This window comes from Deltaproteobacteria bacterium, from assembly GCA_020845775.1.
Classification (GTDB): domain Bacteria; phylum Bdellovibrionota_C; class UBA2361; order SZUA-149; family JADLFC01; genus JADLFC01.
Map to the genome: position 1 here is coordinate 1 of JADLFC010000104.1, position 17419 is coordinate 17419.

The following is a 17419-nucleotide window of genomic DNA, read 5'->3' on the forward strand; positions in this document are numbered from 1 at the left end:
ACTACGGCCGATGAGGCTAAAACCTGGGATGCCCTTAATGTGCTAATGGGGAATGACTCGTCAGGCAGGTACGAACTTATTCAAACCTATGCTGCTCAACTCGAACCCATAGTATAGAGCAAAAGCTTTAATGCCGTCTCGTTTTCGCGGTCTTAAAGGCAGGCTGTTTATATCATTTACAAAAAGGATTTTTGTAAATGATATAAACAGCAAGTGCGTAAGCACTTGCCAATAAACAACAAATACCGTTTCCAAAAAGTACGTTAAATATTTTACTTTTTGGAAACGGTTTATACGACGCCCTAACTAATTCTTGTCCCGTAACGTAATAATTTTATCGCCAATCTCTAGTTGCACTTTTGCTCCCAGGGCTGATGTCAGCTCAAAGAGAGTGTTGAGCGTAATATTGGCGTGCTTCCCAGAACGTATGCCTTGTATTACTGTTGGAGATACGCCTATTTCTTTTGCTAGCTCTCGCACGGAAATGGCTGATTGCTCCATAAGGGCAATAATGATTTCTGAGAGGCACAGTTCCTTGTATTTTTTTTCCACAAGCTTCTTGCGTTTAGGTGTGGACACAAATTCATCATAGTCGCTTCTGAATTTTCGTAAACGTTTCATAGTAGCTTCCATTTTTTACTCGATGTTCATAATTTTTCTTGGCACGAACCGCTTTTTCCTTTTCTTGCGGCGATAGTTTCTGGCTTTTCTTTTCGAATCCATTAGTGATAATCACTTTGCGACCGGCAAAAAAGAAACAGAGATACCGTTCCGGTTGAGGCTTGAAAGCAAAAATCTTATCTCCCTCGTTGCGAAACTTTGTTTCATCTCGAATAACACCGGCATCTCCCAGTCTCCGAGCTAACGCCAAAAAAGCAGCCTTTCTACTATCGGGAAGCGCCAGAAAAAATTCGCGAGCAAGACTTCGGCCACGTTCATCGTAAAACCACTCTATTGTAAAAGCCGATCCCTGGTAGAGGACTAAGCGAGTTGCTGACATTAGTAGAGTGTAACAGTATAGTGTTACACTGTCAAATTACTGGATTGGCAGGGCTTTCTTATACCATTTACAAAAATCCTTTTTGTAAATGCTATAAATGCATTGTCTGAACGTCTTCCCTGTAGGCGACATCCTTGGTGTAATGCAGAGAATTTTCTATAATCCAGTGACAACGAGAGGCAGCCAGGAAAGAGGCAGGGTCTGATTTGCTTCCTATGATCCGCAAGGACCAGAGTAATAATTCCCTTTGGAGTGGCCGCTAGAAGTATGGGGCCAAGAGGGGATTTGTATATTTGTGAATCTACTATCATGGCTAACTTTAAAGGATAGCGCTCCTAGCCTCAATTGCAACCTGTGCTTTGAGGAAGTAGATAGGGCTGTGATTCTATTGGTAATTAAGCGTGCAATTCGTATTTGCAAATATCTAGAGAAGTTTCGAATAGTTATGTAATGTAGGTTTAAAGAAGTTAAAGTATCCCAATAGCTCGGAGGACTATTTTAGTGCGCTCACCTCATATGTTAGGACTCTATGCAACCAAAACGGCTCTCCCGGAAGATCTAGCCGACCGCCTAAGAAAGCAAAACATTTTCGTAAGTGTGCGTGGAAATGCCATTCGCGTCGCACCTCATCTTTACAACGACCTAAACGACATCGAAACTCTATTCAGAGCGATTTACCTATAGACAGCCCAGACATTCTTTTTGAGGCAAAACGCTTGCGGCGCAAAGAAAAGATTTTTCTTGTTTTTTAAAGAGTTTTAATTTAGACTGACTTCTATGAGTGACATAGCCGTGCTTTCGACCATAATTGATGCTCGCGTTAAAAAAGCCGTGAGCGATTACTGCAAGCGCCGCGGCCTAAAGTTGCGTTTTGTCGTGGAAGAGGCGTTGGTTGAGCAGCTGGAGGACGAAATTGATCTAGAGGCTTATTACAAACGTCGAGGCGAGGAGACTTTTCGTTTGGACGAGGTTCTCGCAGGGCAAAAGAAAAGGAAGTGAAGGCGACGCGCCTGGCTATGTCTGTGTATGCCGTTGAATTTGTCCATAGCGCACGCAAGGAGTTTAATAAGCTACCACTTAAGATTCAAGATCGAATTGTCGAAGCCCTAAAGGTTCTGTCGATAAACCCTTTTTCAGAACTTCTAAAGATAAAAAAGCTTAAAGGGCAAGAACAGCTCTATAGAATTAGAATTGGAGACTATAGAGTTTTATATGAAGTTCGCAGGACAGCTCTGGTAGTGCTGGTTGTGAAAATAGGCCATCGTCGCGAGGTTTATGCTAAACGCTAAACTGGCAGGCGCTTTTTTCGCGCACTAATAATATCGCCCGTTTAGCACTCTTTTCCCAATCCTCCAGGTGCTTGTAAATCTGCAAAATATAGCCAAGAATCGTGCTTTCCGATATGGTCACACCCAGTAAAGTAGCGAGCATTTTTTGCACTCGCGATATCGCTACCATTCGGGCCGTTACTAAGTTAAGCGCAAACGCCTTTACCCCAAAACCGTATTGCAGAGGACCAGGCATGTCCTGAGGAAAACTACCTTGCCGCTAAGCTCAGACTAACAGGTGGCCGAATTTTCAGTAGTCGGTGGCCAAATATTTCAGAATACGCAGTTTGCCTTCGCCTGGATACGCAAACTTTGCGGGTAAATTCTCAATACTACTGCTAATCTATAAAAAAACGATATTTTACAAAATGATTGAATGTCATAACGACCTCTATACTGACTAACACAGCACCAAAGCTTTCCCGAAGGGAAACTAGTAGCGCCTGTAGATGTTGGGCAGATTCCACTTCGCATGTTATTTCGTAGTTCCATCGTCTGAATGCGCTCGCCAAAAAAGAGTGTGCTATCTTTTGGTCTTCGTCTAACCAAATAGCCGCGATTAAACTGCGTTACCTTTAGACGTATAGCAAAATTAGCTGCTATCAAGTATGGTGAATGGTCAGAGAGAATTGAGGAAATAAGTTCATTGAACTCAATGACGTCGCGCGCGCCGCTTATTTTAGGATTCTCCGGAGTAATTCTAATGCTTCCTTCTTTGAATTTTGAGTCAAACGAGACAATGGGATTTTTTGTTGCGGTGGGAGCGAGCCTCGTTTTTGCAATTCTCGCTTGTTTTCACAAGCTCTTTAGCGCACTGTTTACCGATTACGAACGATCGCTCTTGCAGTATATTTTTGGATTACTGTTTTTCTTGTTTCTTAAGGAGGAGACCTCTTGGGATCTAGCAATGGTGGATTGGTCTATTTTAGTCACTCTGGGTCTCGCTTGCACGGCAATAGCACATACGCTCTGGGGAATAGTGAATACAAAGTTACCGGCCAAGATTAACGCGAGCCTGTATTTTTTTGTACCGGTGTATTCAGCTCTTATCGCTATGATTTTTCTCGAAGAGAAACTCCATTTTCGAACAGTCTTGGGTGCAAGCATAATTGTAGTGGGGTATTATTGGTATCAGCGAGTCCATGCTCGTTTTATAGAGGGAACGTAACAACCCGGCCTGTTGCTTGCGAACTTTTTGATGTAGCCATATGGGGGACGAATTGTTACACCTTTTCGACTGGCATTTTTTCGTCGTGCAATTTTCAAAAAGTAAGTTATACCGTTTCCAAAAAGTAAGTTAAATATTTTACTTTTTGGAAACGGTATAGACGTGTCGGATTACATGTGTGAGTCGCGCTTGCGTAGAGTGTTTGATTGAAATGCTTCCATAGGCGACCCTCATATAATTGCGCCTTCGTGTTGCAGTAGGACGACTTTTCGCTTAGTGCCTCCGGCGTAACCGGCAAGTTTCCCTGTCGATGATATGATGCGGTGACAGGGGATGACAAGGCAGATTGGATTTGCTTTTAGGGCATTGCCAACTGCTCGATAAGCTCGAGGTTTGCCGAGAGTTTTGGCAATGTTGCGATATGTGCTGGTGCTGCCGGGCGGAATGGCTTTAGCTGCGCTCCATACTGATTTTTGAAATTCTGTGCCGCGAATAGCATCTAATTTTATACGTCTTAGCGCAGATAGATCGCCGTTAAAATAGTCCCGCAAAAGTGTTCTACTATTCCGTAATATTTGTCGTGCGGTTTTTAGGTGTTTTTTTGGCAATGTCCTACGCCTGGTGCGCGCGCTATCCGCAGCTCCGCTATCTGCAAACACCAAAGAAACGAGGCCTCCAGTGGTTGCCGTTAAAAAAAACGGGCCAAATGGAGATTTGAAAGTACAAGTAACTGTTGGCAGCTCAAACGAGTTCATATCAATTGCGCTAAGACTGCTAAGCCGTTTCCACAAAGTAAGTTAAATATTTTACTTTTTGGAAACGGTATTTGTTGTTTATTGGCAAGTGCTTACGCACTTGCTGTTTATAGCATTTACAAAAATCCTTTTTGTAAATGCTATAAATATGTTGCTCCCCTAATCATTTTTATAAACTACCTTCTGTCAAGACTATTTATTCCCACACTTATAAACCATTTTTGTAAAGAACATAAATAGTGTAATAAGCATGTTCGAGTATCATAGACATTGAATTGTATCTTAGAAGATAGAACTTGCTTCGGTGCACAAAGTAAAAATACGTGAAAAACAAAATAGACAGCAAAAAGGGGAATTTAGTTTGCCAGCTAGTGTCGACAACTGCATACGTTGCAATAGCATTGTTTATTTATTTTCCTAGAAACATTGATGATTATCTGAGTGGCAATGCTAAATTATCATTGTACTTGATACTAGTAAAAATCATACTAGACTGTTTTTTTATTATCGTCAGACCAGTTGCAAAAGTAACATACATTGGATTTAAAGACATAGTAGCGGCCGTCAGTGGAACTTACGCAATCCTATTTTTAACGCAACCTCCAGGTCATACAACTTTCTTAGTCGGTTATGCGATGCAGGTTGTCGGTTTATGCCTTCAAATTTTTGCTATCTTGTGTCTTAATACGAGTTTCTCTGTGGCTTCCCGCGGTTAGAAATATTAAGAGCTCTGGGCTATACTCACTAGTCAGGCACCCTCTTTATTTGTCGTACCTTCATAAGCGTCTTTGGTTTCTTAGTGAATAATATCTCGCTTCTAAATATAGCGTTTATATCAGCCTTTTTCTTTGGCGAACTAGTTAGAATTGAAAATGAAGAAAAAGCCTTAATGCAAGAACCAAGCTATCGCAAATACGCTTCAAAGGTAAAATACAAACTATTTCCGAGAGTTTATTAGTTAGATCCGATGCTAAGACATTTCAAGTCATTAAGGCTTTCTGCTAGCACGTTGACATCGCTGATGGGTCGGTCGGCCTAAGGGGGAAGGGGGATATTTTTTAATTTTTTAGTAGACAGGAATATGGAAGTTTGCTAGCAGTAATGTTTTGTAGGCTTATTTGGAAACAGCAAGCGATTTTTTCATGTTATTTAATTCACTTCGCACCTTAGTGACCGTTCTCGTGGTGATTATTACCTCGATGCCGAGGTGCGGGCCGCGTTTGTAACGCGAAAATGGCTTGAGAAAAAAAGCCCCGCGCCTCGAAAGAGACGCGGGGCTTTTTTATTTTACAGGACAAAACTTGGGAGACCTATTGATTATGGATAGCGAGGGGATATCTGACCGAGAGGGAGGCGGAACTGAAAATCAGCGGATTAGGTGGCAAAAATTGGAGCCACGTGTCTTAAGTGGTGCACAGGCGATTGTGCAGGCTCTCATTCTAGAGGGAGTAGAGACGATTTTTGGTTATCCAGGCGGAGCCATAATGCCTTTTTACGACGCTCTCTTTGATGCTAAGGATAAGATTAGGCACGTCTTAGTACGGCATGAGCAAGGTGCAGCTCATGCTGCAGAGGGGTACGCGCGCACTAGTGGAAAAGTAGGCGTGTGCGTAGCTACTTCTGGTCCAGGCGCAACAAATCTAGTTACCGGCATTGCCGATGCTATGATGGATTCGGTTCCATTAGTGTGCATTACTGGACAGGTCAATTCTTGGGCTTTGGGAAGTGATGCGTTCCAAGAGACCGATATAATCGGCATTACGATTCCCATTACCAAATGGAACTACCAGATTACGTCGGCGGTGGAAATACCTGAGATATTGGCCAAGGCGTTCTGCATCGCAAAGAGCGGAAGGCCCGGCCCAGTTCTCGTAGATATCACCAAAGATGCCATGATGGCACTGCTCGATTTAGATGAGCTTAAAGTTAATACTTTTACGCCTCGTGTAACGTCTACGCTAAGCAGTGAAGACCTGGCGGAGGCAGCAGCGCTGATAAACGGAGCGAGAAAACCATACATGCTCATTGGACATGGAGTTGCACTTTCTAATTGTGCAGCCGAAGTGCTGCAACTTGCCGAGAAGGCAGACATACCAGTTGCTAGTACTTTGCACGGCTTATCTGCCGTTCCTACTGGGCATAGCCTTTTTGTCGGGATGCTCGGCATGCATGGGAACTACGGTCCAAATGTGCTTGCAAACAATGCGGATGTAGTTATGGGAGTGGGTTTGCGATTTGACGATCGCGTTACTTCAGATGCTAGCACTTATGTCAATAAGGCAAAGATAATTCATATTGAAATCGATCCATCTCAAGTTGGCAAAAGCGTTAAGGCGGATGTGGCGATAATTGCAGATGCAAAGCAAGCACTTGCTGCATTATTGCCCATGGTGCATGAGGCGAAACATCCATTGTGGCGAGAGGAATTTTCGAAATGTCAGTCGGTCGAGCACGACAACGTAATTTCCCAGGCTGTCAATCCTCATTCCAGCTTGCCTCTACATATGAGCGAGGTGGTAAATGTTCTTTCTGAATGCAGTGCCGGAGAGGCCCTAGTCGTGGCGGATGTTGGGCAACATCAAATGATGACTGCACGGTATTACAAGTTTAGCAGGCCTAGGAGCTTTATTAGTTCAGGCGGCTTGGGAACTATGGGATTTGCCCTTCCCGCGGCTATTGGTGCAAAAATTGCCAATCCCGATAGAGAAGTAGTTGCGATTATTGGCGATGGAGGTTTCCAGATGAATATTCAAGAATTAGCCACTATTGCTCAGGAAGGACTTGGGGTAAAAGTACTGGTTCTAAATAACAGTTATCTGGGGATGGTGCGGCAATGGCAGGAACTGTTTTTTGAGCGAAGATATTCCTTTGTCCAGCTCAAGAATCCAGATTTCGTTGGAATTTGCCGTGCCTATGGGATAGAGGGCAGGCGAATTGCTGAGAGATCGGAACTCGTTAACGGCATCGAGGCATTGCTGTCGGCCAAAGGTCCATATTTATTAGAGGCTGTGGTAGAGTGCGAGGAGAATGTATTCCCCATGGTGCCAGCAGGGGCGTCGGTGCAGCAAATGAGATTGAAATAAGGGATGGAAGAGACATGATAAAACAGTATACCATTTCTGCGCTAACTGCGAATGCCCCTGGGGTATTACATCGCTTAGCGTCAGTGCTTACGCAGAGGCGGGTTAATATCGAGAGCTTAAATGTTAAAGAGACCGAGACCAAGGGCGTTTCGCGTTTTTCTATAGTAGTGTTTGTAGAGGAATCTGCAATTGAGCAAATAGTTAGTAGAATGCGACGAGTCGTTGAGGTTTTTGAGGTGTCGGCAGGTTAAGGAAGCAGCTTAGAAATAATGGAGAGATGTTTATGGCTATGATAAAATTTGGCGAGACGATGGAAAATGTTGTTACGCGAGAAGAGTTCCCATTGGAAAAGGCGCGAAGGATTTTAGAGAACGAGACAATCGCGGTTCTAGGCTATGGAGTTCAGGGACCAGCTCAAGCCCTTAATCTAAAAGATAACGGTTTTAATGTGATAGTTGGGCAGAGGAAGAATTCGCCATCTTGGAACAAAGCTTTGAAGGATGGATGGGAGGAGAATGAGAATCTTTTCGACATAGCAGAAGCTTGTAAGCGAGGAACCTTTATTTGCTACCTTCTTTCGGACGCCGGGCAAATTCAGAGCTGGCCGGTGGTTAAGGAGCGTTTAAGTGAAGGCAAAACGCTTTGCTTCTGTCATGGTTTTGGTGTTGGCTTTGCCGATCAGACGGGCATTGTGCCACCAAGTAATATCGATGTTGTGTTAGCGGCTCCTAAAGGTTCGGGCATGAGTGTTCGTAGGTTGTTCGTCGATGGGCGTGGCATTAATTCAAGTTACGCGATTGGTCAGGATTTTAGCGGGCGTGCATTGGAAAAAATTTGTGCCTATGGAATTGGCATTGGTTCAGCTTACCTTTTTGAAACGACTTTTCAGAAGGAGGTGTGCAGTGACCTAGTAGGCGAGCGAGGGGTTTTGTTGGGTGCATTGGCTGGAATTATCGAGGCACAGTACAATGTGTTGCGTCGCAATGGGCATACCCCCAGTGAAGCGTTTAACGAGTCCGTAGAGGAGCTTACCCAAAGTTTGGTGCCACTAATCGGCGAAAATGGTATGGACTGGATGTATAGCAACTGTTCTACGACGGCGCAGCGAGGAGCGTTGGACTGGTTGCCAAAATTTAGAGCGGCAGTTGAGCCAGTGTTTGAGGATCTGTATCGCAAAGTAAAAAGTGGCGAAGAAGCTAGGATAGTCATCGAGGCGAATAATAGGCCAGATTATAGGCAGCGATTGGATGCGGAGCTATCGGAAATGCGCAACATGGAGATATGGCGAGCTGGCGAACAGGTTAGGAAGCTAAGGCCTTAGAGCAGCATGTTTAGAATAGTTGATTATGTGACGAGGGGGGAAGTTAAGCCTTGCAATTTGGTTTTTACGGGCGAAATGTCGCCTTGGGAAGTGGAGATGGATTTGGAAGTGGTAAAGACCAAAGTAGATTTTACATACTTTCGCGAGGCTCCTTCCACAGTTTCTAAATATTTGCCGTTTTTGCCCATTAAAGACTATCACCGCTTTGTCGGATTGCGCGAAGGCGGTACGCCTTTAATTAAGAGCAAGCGCATTGGTGTTGAGTTAGGTGTTAAGCTGTATTTTAAGGTGGAGTCCAAGAATCCCACGGGCTCGTTTAAGGATCGCGGTTCGGCCGTAGAGATTAGCGTAGCGCGGGAGTTGGGAGCTTCCGGAATTGCGGTGGCATCTACTGGCAATATGGCAGCGTCATGTTGTTGTTATGCCGCTGCCGCGCAAATTCCCTGCTATGTGTTTGTTCCTAAAGGTGTGCCCACATCTAAGCTTGCCCAGGTGATTTCGTATGGCGGGCGCGTAATCCAGGTAGAAGGTGACTTCAATACTGCGGCAAGTTTAGCGAAAACGGTTGCAGAACATCTAGGGCTGTATCTTGCGGGCGATTACGCCTTTCGCATCGAGGGTCAAAAGACCGCAGCGTTTGAATTGGTAGATCAATTTTTTTATCAAGTGCCAGATGCGATCTTCGTTCCCATGGGGGGCGGCACAAATATTAGTGCTTACGCTAAGGGTTTTAGGGAGTTTTTTGGTTTGGGATTAATTGAGAAGCAACCGCGATTGATAGGTGTGCAGGCAAGTGGGGCATCGGCAATTGTAGATAGTTTCTTGAAAGGCGAAAAACTTGTCGAGCCGTTATCAAAAGTAGACACGATTTGTTCAGCAATCGGAGTTGCGGATCCGCTGGATGGACTTAAGGCATTAGATGCAATCTATGCTAGTAATGGTATGGGAGTTAAGATTAGCGATAAAGAGGCGCTTTTCGCCCATAACCGCCTGGCAGCGGAAGAGGGTCTTTTTGTTGAATGTTCGAGTGCTGTCACGCTTGCAGCTCTAAGTAAGTGCTGTCGGGATGGAAGTATTGGCAAGGGTGAAAAAGTAGTGTGCGTTCTTACTGGCGATGGCTTAAAAGATCCGCAACCATTGCTCGATGCGACACCTAAAGCAACTACTATTCGCCCCAGTTTAACGGATTTTTTGGCGTTTTATAAGAGCGAGTTCTTGGAAGAGGAAGCTGTTACAAAGCCTCGATAGAGGTTACTTGGGAGTTTGTATATGTCTATTAATGAGTATAGCAGCCGTATTACTCAATGTAAGAGTCAGGGCGCATCTCAAGCGATGCTCTATGCTACTGGGCTAAGTAGAGATGATATGAATAAGCCGCAGGTTGGGATTTGCAGTATGTGGTTTGAAGGGAACCCGTGCAATATGCACCTGCTAGATTTGTCTGAAAAAGTTAAAGCAGGCGTAACTGCTGAAGGGCTGGTGGGTTTGCGTTTTAATACCATAGGCGTAAGCGATGGCATTTCCATGGGCACTAGAGGCATGAGCTATTCGCTGCAATCTAGGGATTTAATTGCAGATTCTATTGAGACTGTGATGAGCGCTCAGTGGTACGACGCAAATATTTCAATTCCAGGCTGCGACAAGAACATGCCGGGGTGCATCATGGCGATGGCTAGATTAAATCGCCCATCGCTAATGGTCTATGGCGGAACAATCTCAGCGGGATGTAGAGATGGTAAGGCTTTGGATATAGTTTCTGCCTTTCAGAGTTACGGCGAGTACGTGGCAGGGCGCATCGATGAGGAGACGCGCCAAGATATTGTCGAAAAAGCCTGTCCGGGTGCGGGCGCATGTGGCGGGATGTATACGGCTAATACAATGGCTTCTGCGATAGAGGCTTTAGGCATGACAATGCCGGGAAGCGCATCTACGCCAGCTGAGTATCATGAAAAACTAAACGAGTGTTTTGCTGCGGGCGCCGCTATTAAAAACCTACTGGAGCGAAATATTCGCCCTAGTGACATTATGACTCGCGAGGCTTTTGAGAATGCAGTTGTCATGGTCATGGTGCTAGGCGGTTCTACGAATGCAGTAATACACCTTATTGCAATGGCGCGAGCAGTTGGAGTTAAACTATCTCTGGATGATTTTCAAGTCATTAGTAATAAGACCCCGTATTTGGCTGATTTAAAGCCCAGCGGAAGATTCGTAATGGAGGATTTGCACAAGGTCGGTGGCGTCCCGTCGTTAATGAAATATTTGTTGGCCGAAAAGCTAATAGAGGGAAGCTGTCTAACTGTTACGGGAAAAACGATTGCGGAAAATCTTGCGAATGTTTCAGATTTAGTGCCGGGTCAGGAAGTTATCAATAAGACAAGCGAGCCTATTAAAAGCAGCGGGCATATTCAGGTATTGCGCGGAAATTTAGCGCCTGATGGAGCGGTGGCGAAAATTACGGGGAAGGAGGGGACTTCGTTTAAGGGGATGGCGAGAGTTTATGATTCGGAAGAGGCCATGCTAAAAGGCTTAGAGTGCGGTGAGATTAAAAAAGGAGATGTAGTTGTCATTCGCTATGAAGGGCCAAAGGGTGGGCCTGGGATGCCAGAAATGCTAACTCCCACATCCGCCATCGTTGGCGCTGGGCTGGCCGGCGATGTGGCATTGATAACGGACGGCAGGTTTTCAGGCGGTTCGCACGGATTTATAGTTGGGCACGTGACTCCCGAAGCGCAAGAGGGGGGTTCAATTGCGCTGGTGCAGGATGGCGATATTATTTCAATTGATGCGCGGGCAAATGCGTTAATGCTTGAGGTGGACGATCGCGAGCTCGCGCTTAGAAAAGAAAGGTGGAGGCCTCCAGCGCTTAAGTCTACTAATGGCACCCTTTTTAAGTATGTGAGAACTGTTAAGTCAGCGAGTGTGGGATGCGTTACGGATGAGGCTTAGAGTGGGGCACGGAGCTAAGCGATGCTGCGGAAAGTAATAAAATTTGGGGGTTCATCGGTAGGTTCTACTGAGGCTATTAAGAAGGTTACAGAAATAGTGGCTTCGATGCGGGGAGAGGAGAGGCCGCTAGCGATAGTGGTGTCGGCCTTTGAGAAAATAACTGATCAGCTAATATCTGCGGCAAAAGTAGCCGCAAGTGGCGATGTCGCTTATAAGGATATCTCACAGACAATTGTCGATCGACATCGCCTAGTGGCGGATTTTTTTTTCAACTGTGAAAGGCGAACTCAGATACTCAATGCTCTAAATAGCACACTGGCGGAATTAGAGGGCATTCTTTACGGAATATATCTGGTGCGGGAAGCCTCCCTTAAAACGCTAGACATGGTGATGAGTTTTGGTGAGAGGTGTTCAGCGTTTTTAATAAGCGAAATTTTTAAGGATAATGCCATCCAAGCCGATTATCTGGATGCTCGCATATTAGTGCGCACAGATGAGCGCTTTTCTAAGGCCAAAGTGGATGTTGATACGACTTATGAGAATATTCGCAATTATTTCGAGTCACGGCAGGGACTACAGGTAGTTACCGGCTTTATCGGAGCGACGCTTAGGGGCGATACTACGACATTGGGGCGCGGTGGATCTGATTATAGCGCATCTATTTTTGGGGCGGCGTTGGGTGTGGAGGAGATTGAGATTTGGACAGATGTCGATGGAGTAATGACTGCCGATCCGCGAAAGGTTGAAAAGGCATTTTCAATTGACCAAATGACTTATGAGGAGGCGATGGAGCTTTCTCATTTTGGCGCCAAAGTCATTTACCCTCCCACTATGCAACCCGCACTGGCGGCTCATATACCCTTGCGGATTAAAAATACGTTTAACGCTGAGTTTCCGGGGACGCTGATTTCGGAAAAAAATATCGTATCTCAGCAAGTCGTAAAAGGCGTGTCTGCCATTGATGAGATTTCGTTACTTAGGATTGAAGGCAGCGGAATGGTTGGAGTGCCTGGTGTTTCCCATAGATTATTTGGGGCGCTGGCGCGCAAGGAAGTAAGTGTTATTTTGATAACGCAGGCATCGTCCGAGCATTCTATATGTATAGCAGTGCTGCCGGAGTTTGAGTTAATAGCTAGGGAGGCGATAGAGGCTGAGTTTGCGCTAGAAATTCAGGCGGGACAAATTGATGAGGTCGTGGTGGAAGGCAATCTTTCAATTGTTGCGGCAGTCGGCGAGAACATGAGGCACTCGCCTGGAATTGCTGGACGATTGTTTCAGGCGTTGGGAAAAAACGGAGTTAACATAGTAGCTATTGCCCAAGGTTCTTCTGAACTAAACATTTCGGCAGTGGTGTCGAAAAAAGATCAGGCCAAGGCTTTAAATGTCATACACGAGGCGTTCTTTCTTTCGGATAAGAAGCGACTAAATCTCTTTTTAGTTGGGCCAGGCAAGGTGGGGTCTAAGCTGCTTGAGCAAATGGCGGAGCAGGAAGGCGCAATGCTTAGTGAGCAGTGTTTAGAGATAAGACTGATTGGTGTTGCCGATAGCAATAAAATGCTGTTCGTTCCTAAGGGAGTAGCATTTGCAAATTGGAAGAAGGATTTGAATTCTAGCACTGAGGCTATGGATATCACTCAATTTGTTAAAAAGATGAGAGCTGCGAATTTGCCTAGGAGTGTTTTTGTGGATTGCACCGCAGATGACAATATTGCAGCGGCGTATAAAGATATTTTGTCCGCAAGCATCGCCGTGGTTACGCCAAATAAGAAGGCTAATTCTAGGTCTTGGAGTGAATACAAGGCGTTAAAGAACGCGGCAATTAAGTCGAACACTAAGTTTTATTATGAAGCTAATGTTGGTGCGGGATTGCCAGTGATTAGCACGCTAAGAGATCTTTTGTTAAGTGGCGACGAGGTAATTAAAATAGAGGCAGTGCTTTCGGGAACGCTGAGCTTTATTTTTAATGCCTTTACGGGGGAGCGCGGCTTCACTGATGTGGTCAAAGAAGCTCGCGATAAGGGTTATACTGAGCCCGATCCCCGCGACGATTTAAGCGGAATGGATGTTGCTAGAAAGATATTAATTCTCGCCCGGGAAATAGGTATTGCTCTAGAACTTAGCGATGTCGAAGTAGAGAACTTGGTTCCCGCAGAATGTCGCAATTGCTCTACGGTGGAAGAGTTTTTTGGTGAATTGTCCCAGAGGGAGAGTATTTTTGACGATAGACTGGCTAGGGCTAAGCAGCGAGGCGAGAAGTTATGCTATATCGCTAGCTTGGCGAACGGTAGGGCGACGGTTTTGTTGCGCAGCATTGGGCCAGAGCATCCGTTTTATTCGCTGGCGGTAGGAGACAATGTCATTTCTTTTCTCACTAAGCGATACTGCGAGCGGCCCTTGGTGGTAAGGGGCCCCGGTGCGGGCACTGATGTTACCGCGGCAGGGGTTTTGGCAGATATTATTAGGTTATCGGACTAAAGGTTTTTTCTAATAGATATGCGCATAAGTATCATTGGTCTGTCTGGCACTGGTAAGACCTATTGGTCGAAGAGGCTTTCTGCTGAAGCTGGTTTTGATTTAATATGCTGCGATGAGTTGTTGCGAAGTAAGCTCGCTACTCCATTAATAGAAGCTAGCTCCACTGAAGCTGGGGAGCTTGGTAAATGGCTGGGATGGCCTTATGAGGCTGGTTATTTACAGCGCCAAGGAGTTTTAATCGATGGCGAAACAGCAGTGATGAAAGAAGTGCTGTGGGGCGAGGAAATAGCCCTTGAAGAGAGGCTGGATAATATAGTTCTGGATACCTCGGGAAGCGTTATCTACACTGGCGATGAGATAATGCAGCGCCTTAAGGAGCTTACGGTGGTTGTTTATTTCGCAACTCCTAGAGAAGCTCTGGATCTCATGTTCCACCGATATATAAGCGAGCAGAAGCCATTAATATGGGGAGAGTTTTTCCACCCAATGTCGGATGAGTCGAGTGAGTGCGCCATGAGGCGCTGTTTTAAGGAGCTCTACCAGTGGCGCGAGGAGCGCTATAAATCCTATGCTGATGTGGTTATTGCGCACGCGGAGCGAGAGAGTGCTGATTTTACCGCTCAGCAGTTGTTAAAGAAGATTGGGGGATAATGCGCTACTATAGCACAACTAAGAAGTGTCCGCGGGTGGGTTTTCGCGATGCTGTGCTACAAGGTCTCGCCCCTGACTCTGGTTTGTACATGCCCGAGGAGGTGCCTAAATTAAGCGAAACTTTTTGGCGGCAGCTGGAAAAATTGTCCTTTGCGGAGATGGCGGTAGAGATTGCGGCGCCCTATGTGGCGTGGGCGTTGTCTGCGGCCCAGCTGCGCCAGGTTGTTAAGTCTAGTGCTGATTTTGCCGTTCCTTTGGTGCCACTGGGTGATCATGTCCAAATATTGGAACTCTTTCACGGACCAACTCTGGCGTTTAAAGATTTTGGCGCAAGGTTTTTGGCGCAAGTGTTGCAAATTTTTGCAGAGGAGGCCAATCGCCAATTCATAGTTCTTGCGGCGACCTCGGGTGATACTGGAAGTGCGGTAGCCAATGCTTGTTATGGATTAGCGGGAGTGCGCGTAGTCCTTTTGTATCCCAAGGGGCGGATAAGTCGGATACAGGAGCAGCAGATTGCAACTCTTGGTGGAAATGTTGTTGCCTTAGAGGTTGAGGGAAGTTTTGATGACTGTCAGGGCTTGGTAAAGCAGGCGTTTGGCAGTGCGGAGCTAAGAGATGTAGTTGATCTCACCTCGGCAAATTCCATTAATATTGCTAGGTTGATTCCCCAGATGTTTTACTATTTTGGTGCCTATGCGGCCTTGTGCCGACAAGGCAAGATTAGCCCTTGTCAGAGTGTGGTATTTTCTGTGCCGAGTGGAAACTTTGGCAACCTAACTGCTGCTTGCCTCGCTAAGAGAATGGGTCTACCGGTGGAGAAGCTCGTTGCCGCAACAAATGCCAATAAAGTGGTACCGGATTACTTACAAACGGGTGAGTTTAGGCCCCAGCCATCGATTGCGACTATATCTAACGCTATGGATGTTGGGAATCCCAGCAACTTTTATCGGCTGCTGGATATATATCGGGGCGACGTGGCGTTAATGAGAAAGGACATAATTGGATTTAGCTTTCGCGATGACGAAACTCGGCAAGCCATAAAGCAATGTTTTTCACAGTATGGCTATGTCCTCGATCCCCATGGTGCGGTTAGCTATCTAGGTCTCAGGGAATATCAGAAGATGCAATATAAAAACTCTAAGACAGAGAGGATAGTTTTAGAGACAGCTCATCCTGCAAAGTTTTTGGAAGTCGTGCAAGAGGCTACCGGAGAGAAGGTAGATATCCCCCAGCAATTAGCTAGTTGCCTGGAAAAGCCCAAGTGTTCAGTTAGTATGTCGCCAGAATTTCAGGATTTTCGGGAATTGTTGTTAAGCTTGGATCTTAGGGGCTAGATTTTTCGTAATACCGAACCTTAATTCCACGATTTTTCCGCAACTTCATGTGGTGTTTCTAGTTTGCCAAAATAATCAAGAGTTTGTCGGCCTTAAATTTTACGACATAGGGCCGCATTATCGCGCGATTCGCGCGTTTAATGTTGAGATTCAATACTCACGACTATCTCACTTACGCCGAAGAATGGGCGGCCTTTCTTAAGAAACTGCTCAAAAGAACAAAAGAAGAGTTCCCTAATGCCAAGTGGATTGAAGAACCTTATTGAAGTTGCCCCGTTTCGGTAGACAGGAAAGATTTATAGACAACAAATGATCATATCAGCAAGAGAGGTGGATTTTAAGTTGGGGGAAACATTGGCTATGGGCATGGCGACATAACTAGCTAGTTGTTCAATTCGGCCAAATAACTCTAATTCTCATTCGATGGCCTCATGAAGATAGCAGAGCGACCGCATGCTTGCGAAAGGAGCTGCTTCTTAGCTCCTCTGGAGTTAGTTGTGCTACATATATTCCAGCTGCGAAAAAAATAAACGCGCCGAGGTAGTAATAGAAAACTGCGAGGGAAAAAAAGGTTGCATTATCTGAGCGACTTACTTTTCGGCGCCTACTTAGCCAGTAAAAGGAAACTGTGCCTCGCATTACCCCCACTGTGCCTTGCCAGGCAAGGAATCCCGCAAACGCCATGGCAATTATCGCCATGCCTGTAGGACTGAAAATTGTATCGATAATATTGCGTAGCCAGGTAGCATCGCGAAAAAAAATAGCCATGACTATAGCCATGACCATTGTTGTGCCACAAAATAGCCATTGCGCCATCCCAGGAGTACCGTCGCCATTAATCCACCCCCATGTTTTAGGTGTGTATGAGCGTCCAGTTAGGAGGCATATTGATGCATACAGCAGAAATGCGATTGCAAGAACAAGTAAATAACACATAATATTTAGCAACAAACGTAAAAGCGCATAACGTTTACGTAAAATATACTACCTTAATATACTACTATTTTCAAGGGGAATTTTCTTGCGCAATGAGATAACATGGAGCTGGATGATTCGTTTAATCAAAGATCAAGTTCGCCTCACGCGCGACTAAAAAGAGATACGAGCGAAAGGCAATTGCTAAAAAGTTATGGTAGGTTAACGATTTACTTAGAAAAACTCAAATTATTTGTGGTAAACTTAATATTTTATTCACATGGAGTTAATTATGCGGCTCTTTAGGGCTCTTTTAAAAACGCTGATTACAACTTTTTGTATTGGCTTCTTTTTTAGTTCAACACATGTTGGCGTTGTAGCACTTGCTCAAGATGCTTCTGTGGTCAGCTACGATACTTGGCAGCAAGTATACGTGAGCACAA

17 protein-coding genes are annotated in these 17419 nt (G+C 45.3%); 12 read left to right on the forward strand and 5 right to left on the reverse strand.

Annotated elements, in window-relative coordinates:
- Positions 1–306: 306 nt before the first annotated feature.
- On the reverse strand, positions 307–621 hold the full coding sequence (locus tag IT291_06385) for a helix-turn-helix transcriptional regulator (protein ID MCC6220848.1): 315 nt from the start codon (positions 619–621) through the stop codon (positions 307–309).
- Positions 587–1000 carry a type II toxin-antitoxin system RelE/ParE family toxin gene (locus IT291_06390; GenBank protein ID MCC6220849.1) on the reverse strand — a complete coding sequence of 138 codons (414 nt, stop codon included), beginning with the start codon at positions 998–1000 and terminating at the stop codon, positions 587–589. The genes IT291_06385 and IT291_06390 overlap by 35 nt, the downstream gene beginning before the upstream one ends.
- A 516-nt stretch (positions 1001–1516) precedes the next feature.
- Between IT291_06390 and IT291_06395 the strand changes: the two genes are divergently transcribed.
- The 3 genes from IT291_06395 (at position 1517) to IT291_06405 (ending at position 2289) form a co-directional block, all read left to right on the forward strand.
- Positions 1517–1684, forward strand: coding sequence for a hypothetical protein (locus IT291_06395; protein MCC6220850.1), 168 nt, complete (start codon positions 1517–1519; stop codon positions 1682–1684).
- Between the two features lie 93 nt (positions 1685–1777).
- A complete protein-coding gene (locus tag IT291_06400) occupies positions 1778–1999 on the forward strand; it encodes a hypothetical protein (protein ID MCC6220851.1) in 222 nt (73 codons plus the stop codon).
- A gap of 17 nt (positions 2000–2016) precedes the next feature.
- On the forward strand, positions 2017–2289 hold the full coding sequence (locus tag IT291_06405; GenBank protein ID MCC6220852.1) for a type II toxin-antitoxin system RelE/ParE family toxin: 273 nt from the start codon (positions 2017–2019) through the stop codon (positions 2287–2289).
- On the opposite strand, the gene IT291_06410 is transcribed toward IT291_06405, so the two are convergent.
- Positions 2279–2524: a hypothetical protein gene (locus tag IT291_06410; GenBank protein ID MCC6220853.1), complete on the reverse strand. Its 246-nt coding sequence runs from the start codon at positions 2522–2524 to the stop codon at positions 2279–2281. The genes IT291_06405 and IT291_06410 overlap by 11 nt on opposite strands.
- A gap of 450 nt (positions 2525–2974) precedes the next feature.
- Between IT291_06410 and IT291_06415 the strand changes: the two genes are divergently transcribed.
- Entirely contained in the window at positions 2975–3496 is a 522-nt protein-coding gene (locus tag IT291_06415) for a DMT family transporter (GenBank protein ID MCC6220854.1), read from the forward strand.
- Between the two features lie 230 nt (positions 3497–3726).
- Here the strand turns inward: IT291_06415 and IT291_06420 are convergent, their stop codons facing one another.
- On the reverse strand, positions 3727–4251 hold the full coding sequence (locus IT291_06420; GenBank protein MCC6220855.1) for a methylated-DNA--[protein]-cysteine S-methyltransferase: 525 nt from the start codon (positions 4249–4251) through the stop codon (positions 3727–3729).
- A 1319-nt stretch (positions 4252–5570) separates the two neighbouring features.
- On the opposite strand from IT291_06420, the gene ilvB reads away from it, so the two are divergent.
- From ilvB to thrC (IT291_06460), 8 genes are all read left to right on the forward strand, one after another.
- On the forward strand, positions 5571–7334 hold the full coding sequence (gene ilvB / locus IT291_06425; protein ID MCC6220856.1) for a biosynthetic-type acetolactate synthase large subunit: 1764 nt from the start codon (positions 5571–5573) through the stop codon (positions 7332–7334).
- Between the two features lie 14 nt (positions 7335–7348).
- A complete protein-coding gene (gene ilvN, locus IT291_06430) occupies positions 7349–7585 on the forward strand; it encodes an acetolactate synthase small subunit (protein ID MCC6220857.1) in 237 nt (78 codons plus the stop codon).
- 32 nt (positions 7586–7617) lie between these two features.
- Entirely contained in the window at positions 7618–8655 is a 1038-nt protein-coding gene (ilvC, locus tag IT291_06435; protein MCC6220858.1) for a ketol-acid reductoisomerase, read from the forward strand.
- A gap of 96 nt (positions 8656–8751) precedes the next feature.
- Complete coding sequence (thrC, locus tag IT291_06440) at positions 8752–9903, forward strand: threonine synthase (protein MCC6220859.1); 1152 nt, start codon at positions 8752–8754, stop codon at positions 9901–9903.
- Between the two features lie 21 nt (positions 9904–9924).
- Positions 9925–11601: a dihydroxy-acid dehydratase gene (gene ilvD / locus IT291_06445; protein ID MCC6220860.1), complete on the forward strand. Its 1677-nt coding sequence runs from the start codon at positions 9925–9927 to the stop codon at positions 11599–11601.
- Between the two features lie 21 nt (positions 11602–11622).
- The gene (gene thrA / locus IT291_06450) at positions 11623–14076 is read left to right on the forward strand and encodes a bifunctional aspartate kinase/homoserine dehydrogenase I (GenBank protein ID MCC6220861.1); all 2454 of its coding nucleotides are present in this window, start codon (positions 11623–11625) and stop codon (positions 14074–14076) included.
- Between the two features lie 18 nt (positions 14077–14094).
- On the forward strand, positions 14095–14727 hold the full coding sequence (locus tag IT291_06455) for a hypothetical protein (GenBank protein MCC6220862.1): 633 nt from the start codon (positions 14095–14097) through the stop codon (positions 14725–14727).
- Positions 14727–16061: a threonine synthase gene (thrC, locus tag IT291_06460; GenBank protein ID MCC6220863.1), complete on the forward strand. Its 1335-nt coding sequence runs from the start codon at positions 14727–14729 to the stop codon at positions 16059–16061. Before IT291_06455 ends, thrC (IT291_06460) begins: the two co-directional genes overlap by 1 nt.
- 429 nt (positions 16062–16490) lie before the next feature.
- Here thrC (IT291_06460) and IT291_06465 read toward each other — a convergent pair whose 3' ends face one another.
- Positions 16491–16997 carry a hypothetical protein gene (locus IT291_06465; GenBank protein MCC6220864.1) on the reverse strand — a complete coding sequence of 169 codons (507 nt, stop codon included), beginning with the start codon at positions 16995–16997 and terminating at the stop codon, positions 16491–16493.
- Positions 16998–17419 lie beyond the last annotated feature (422 nt).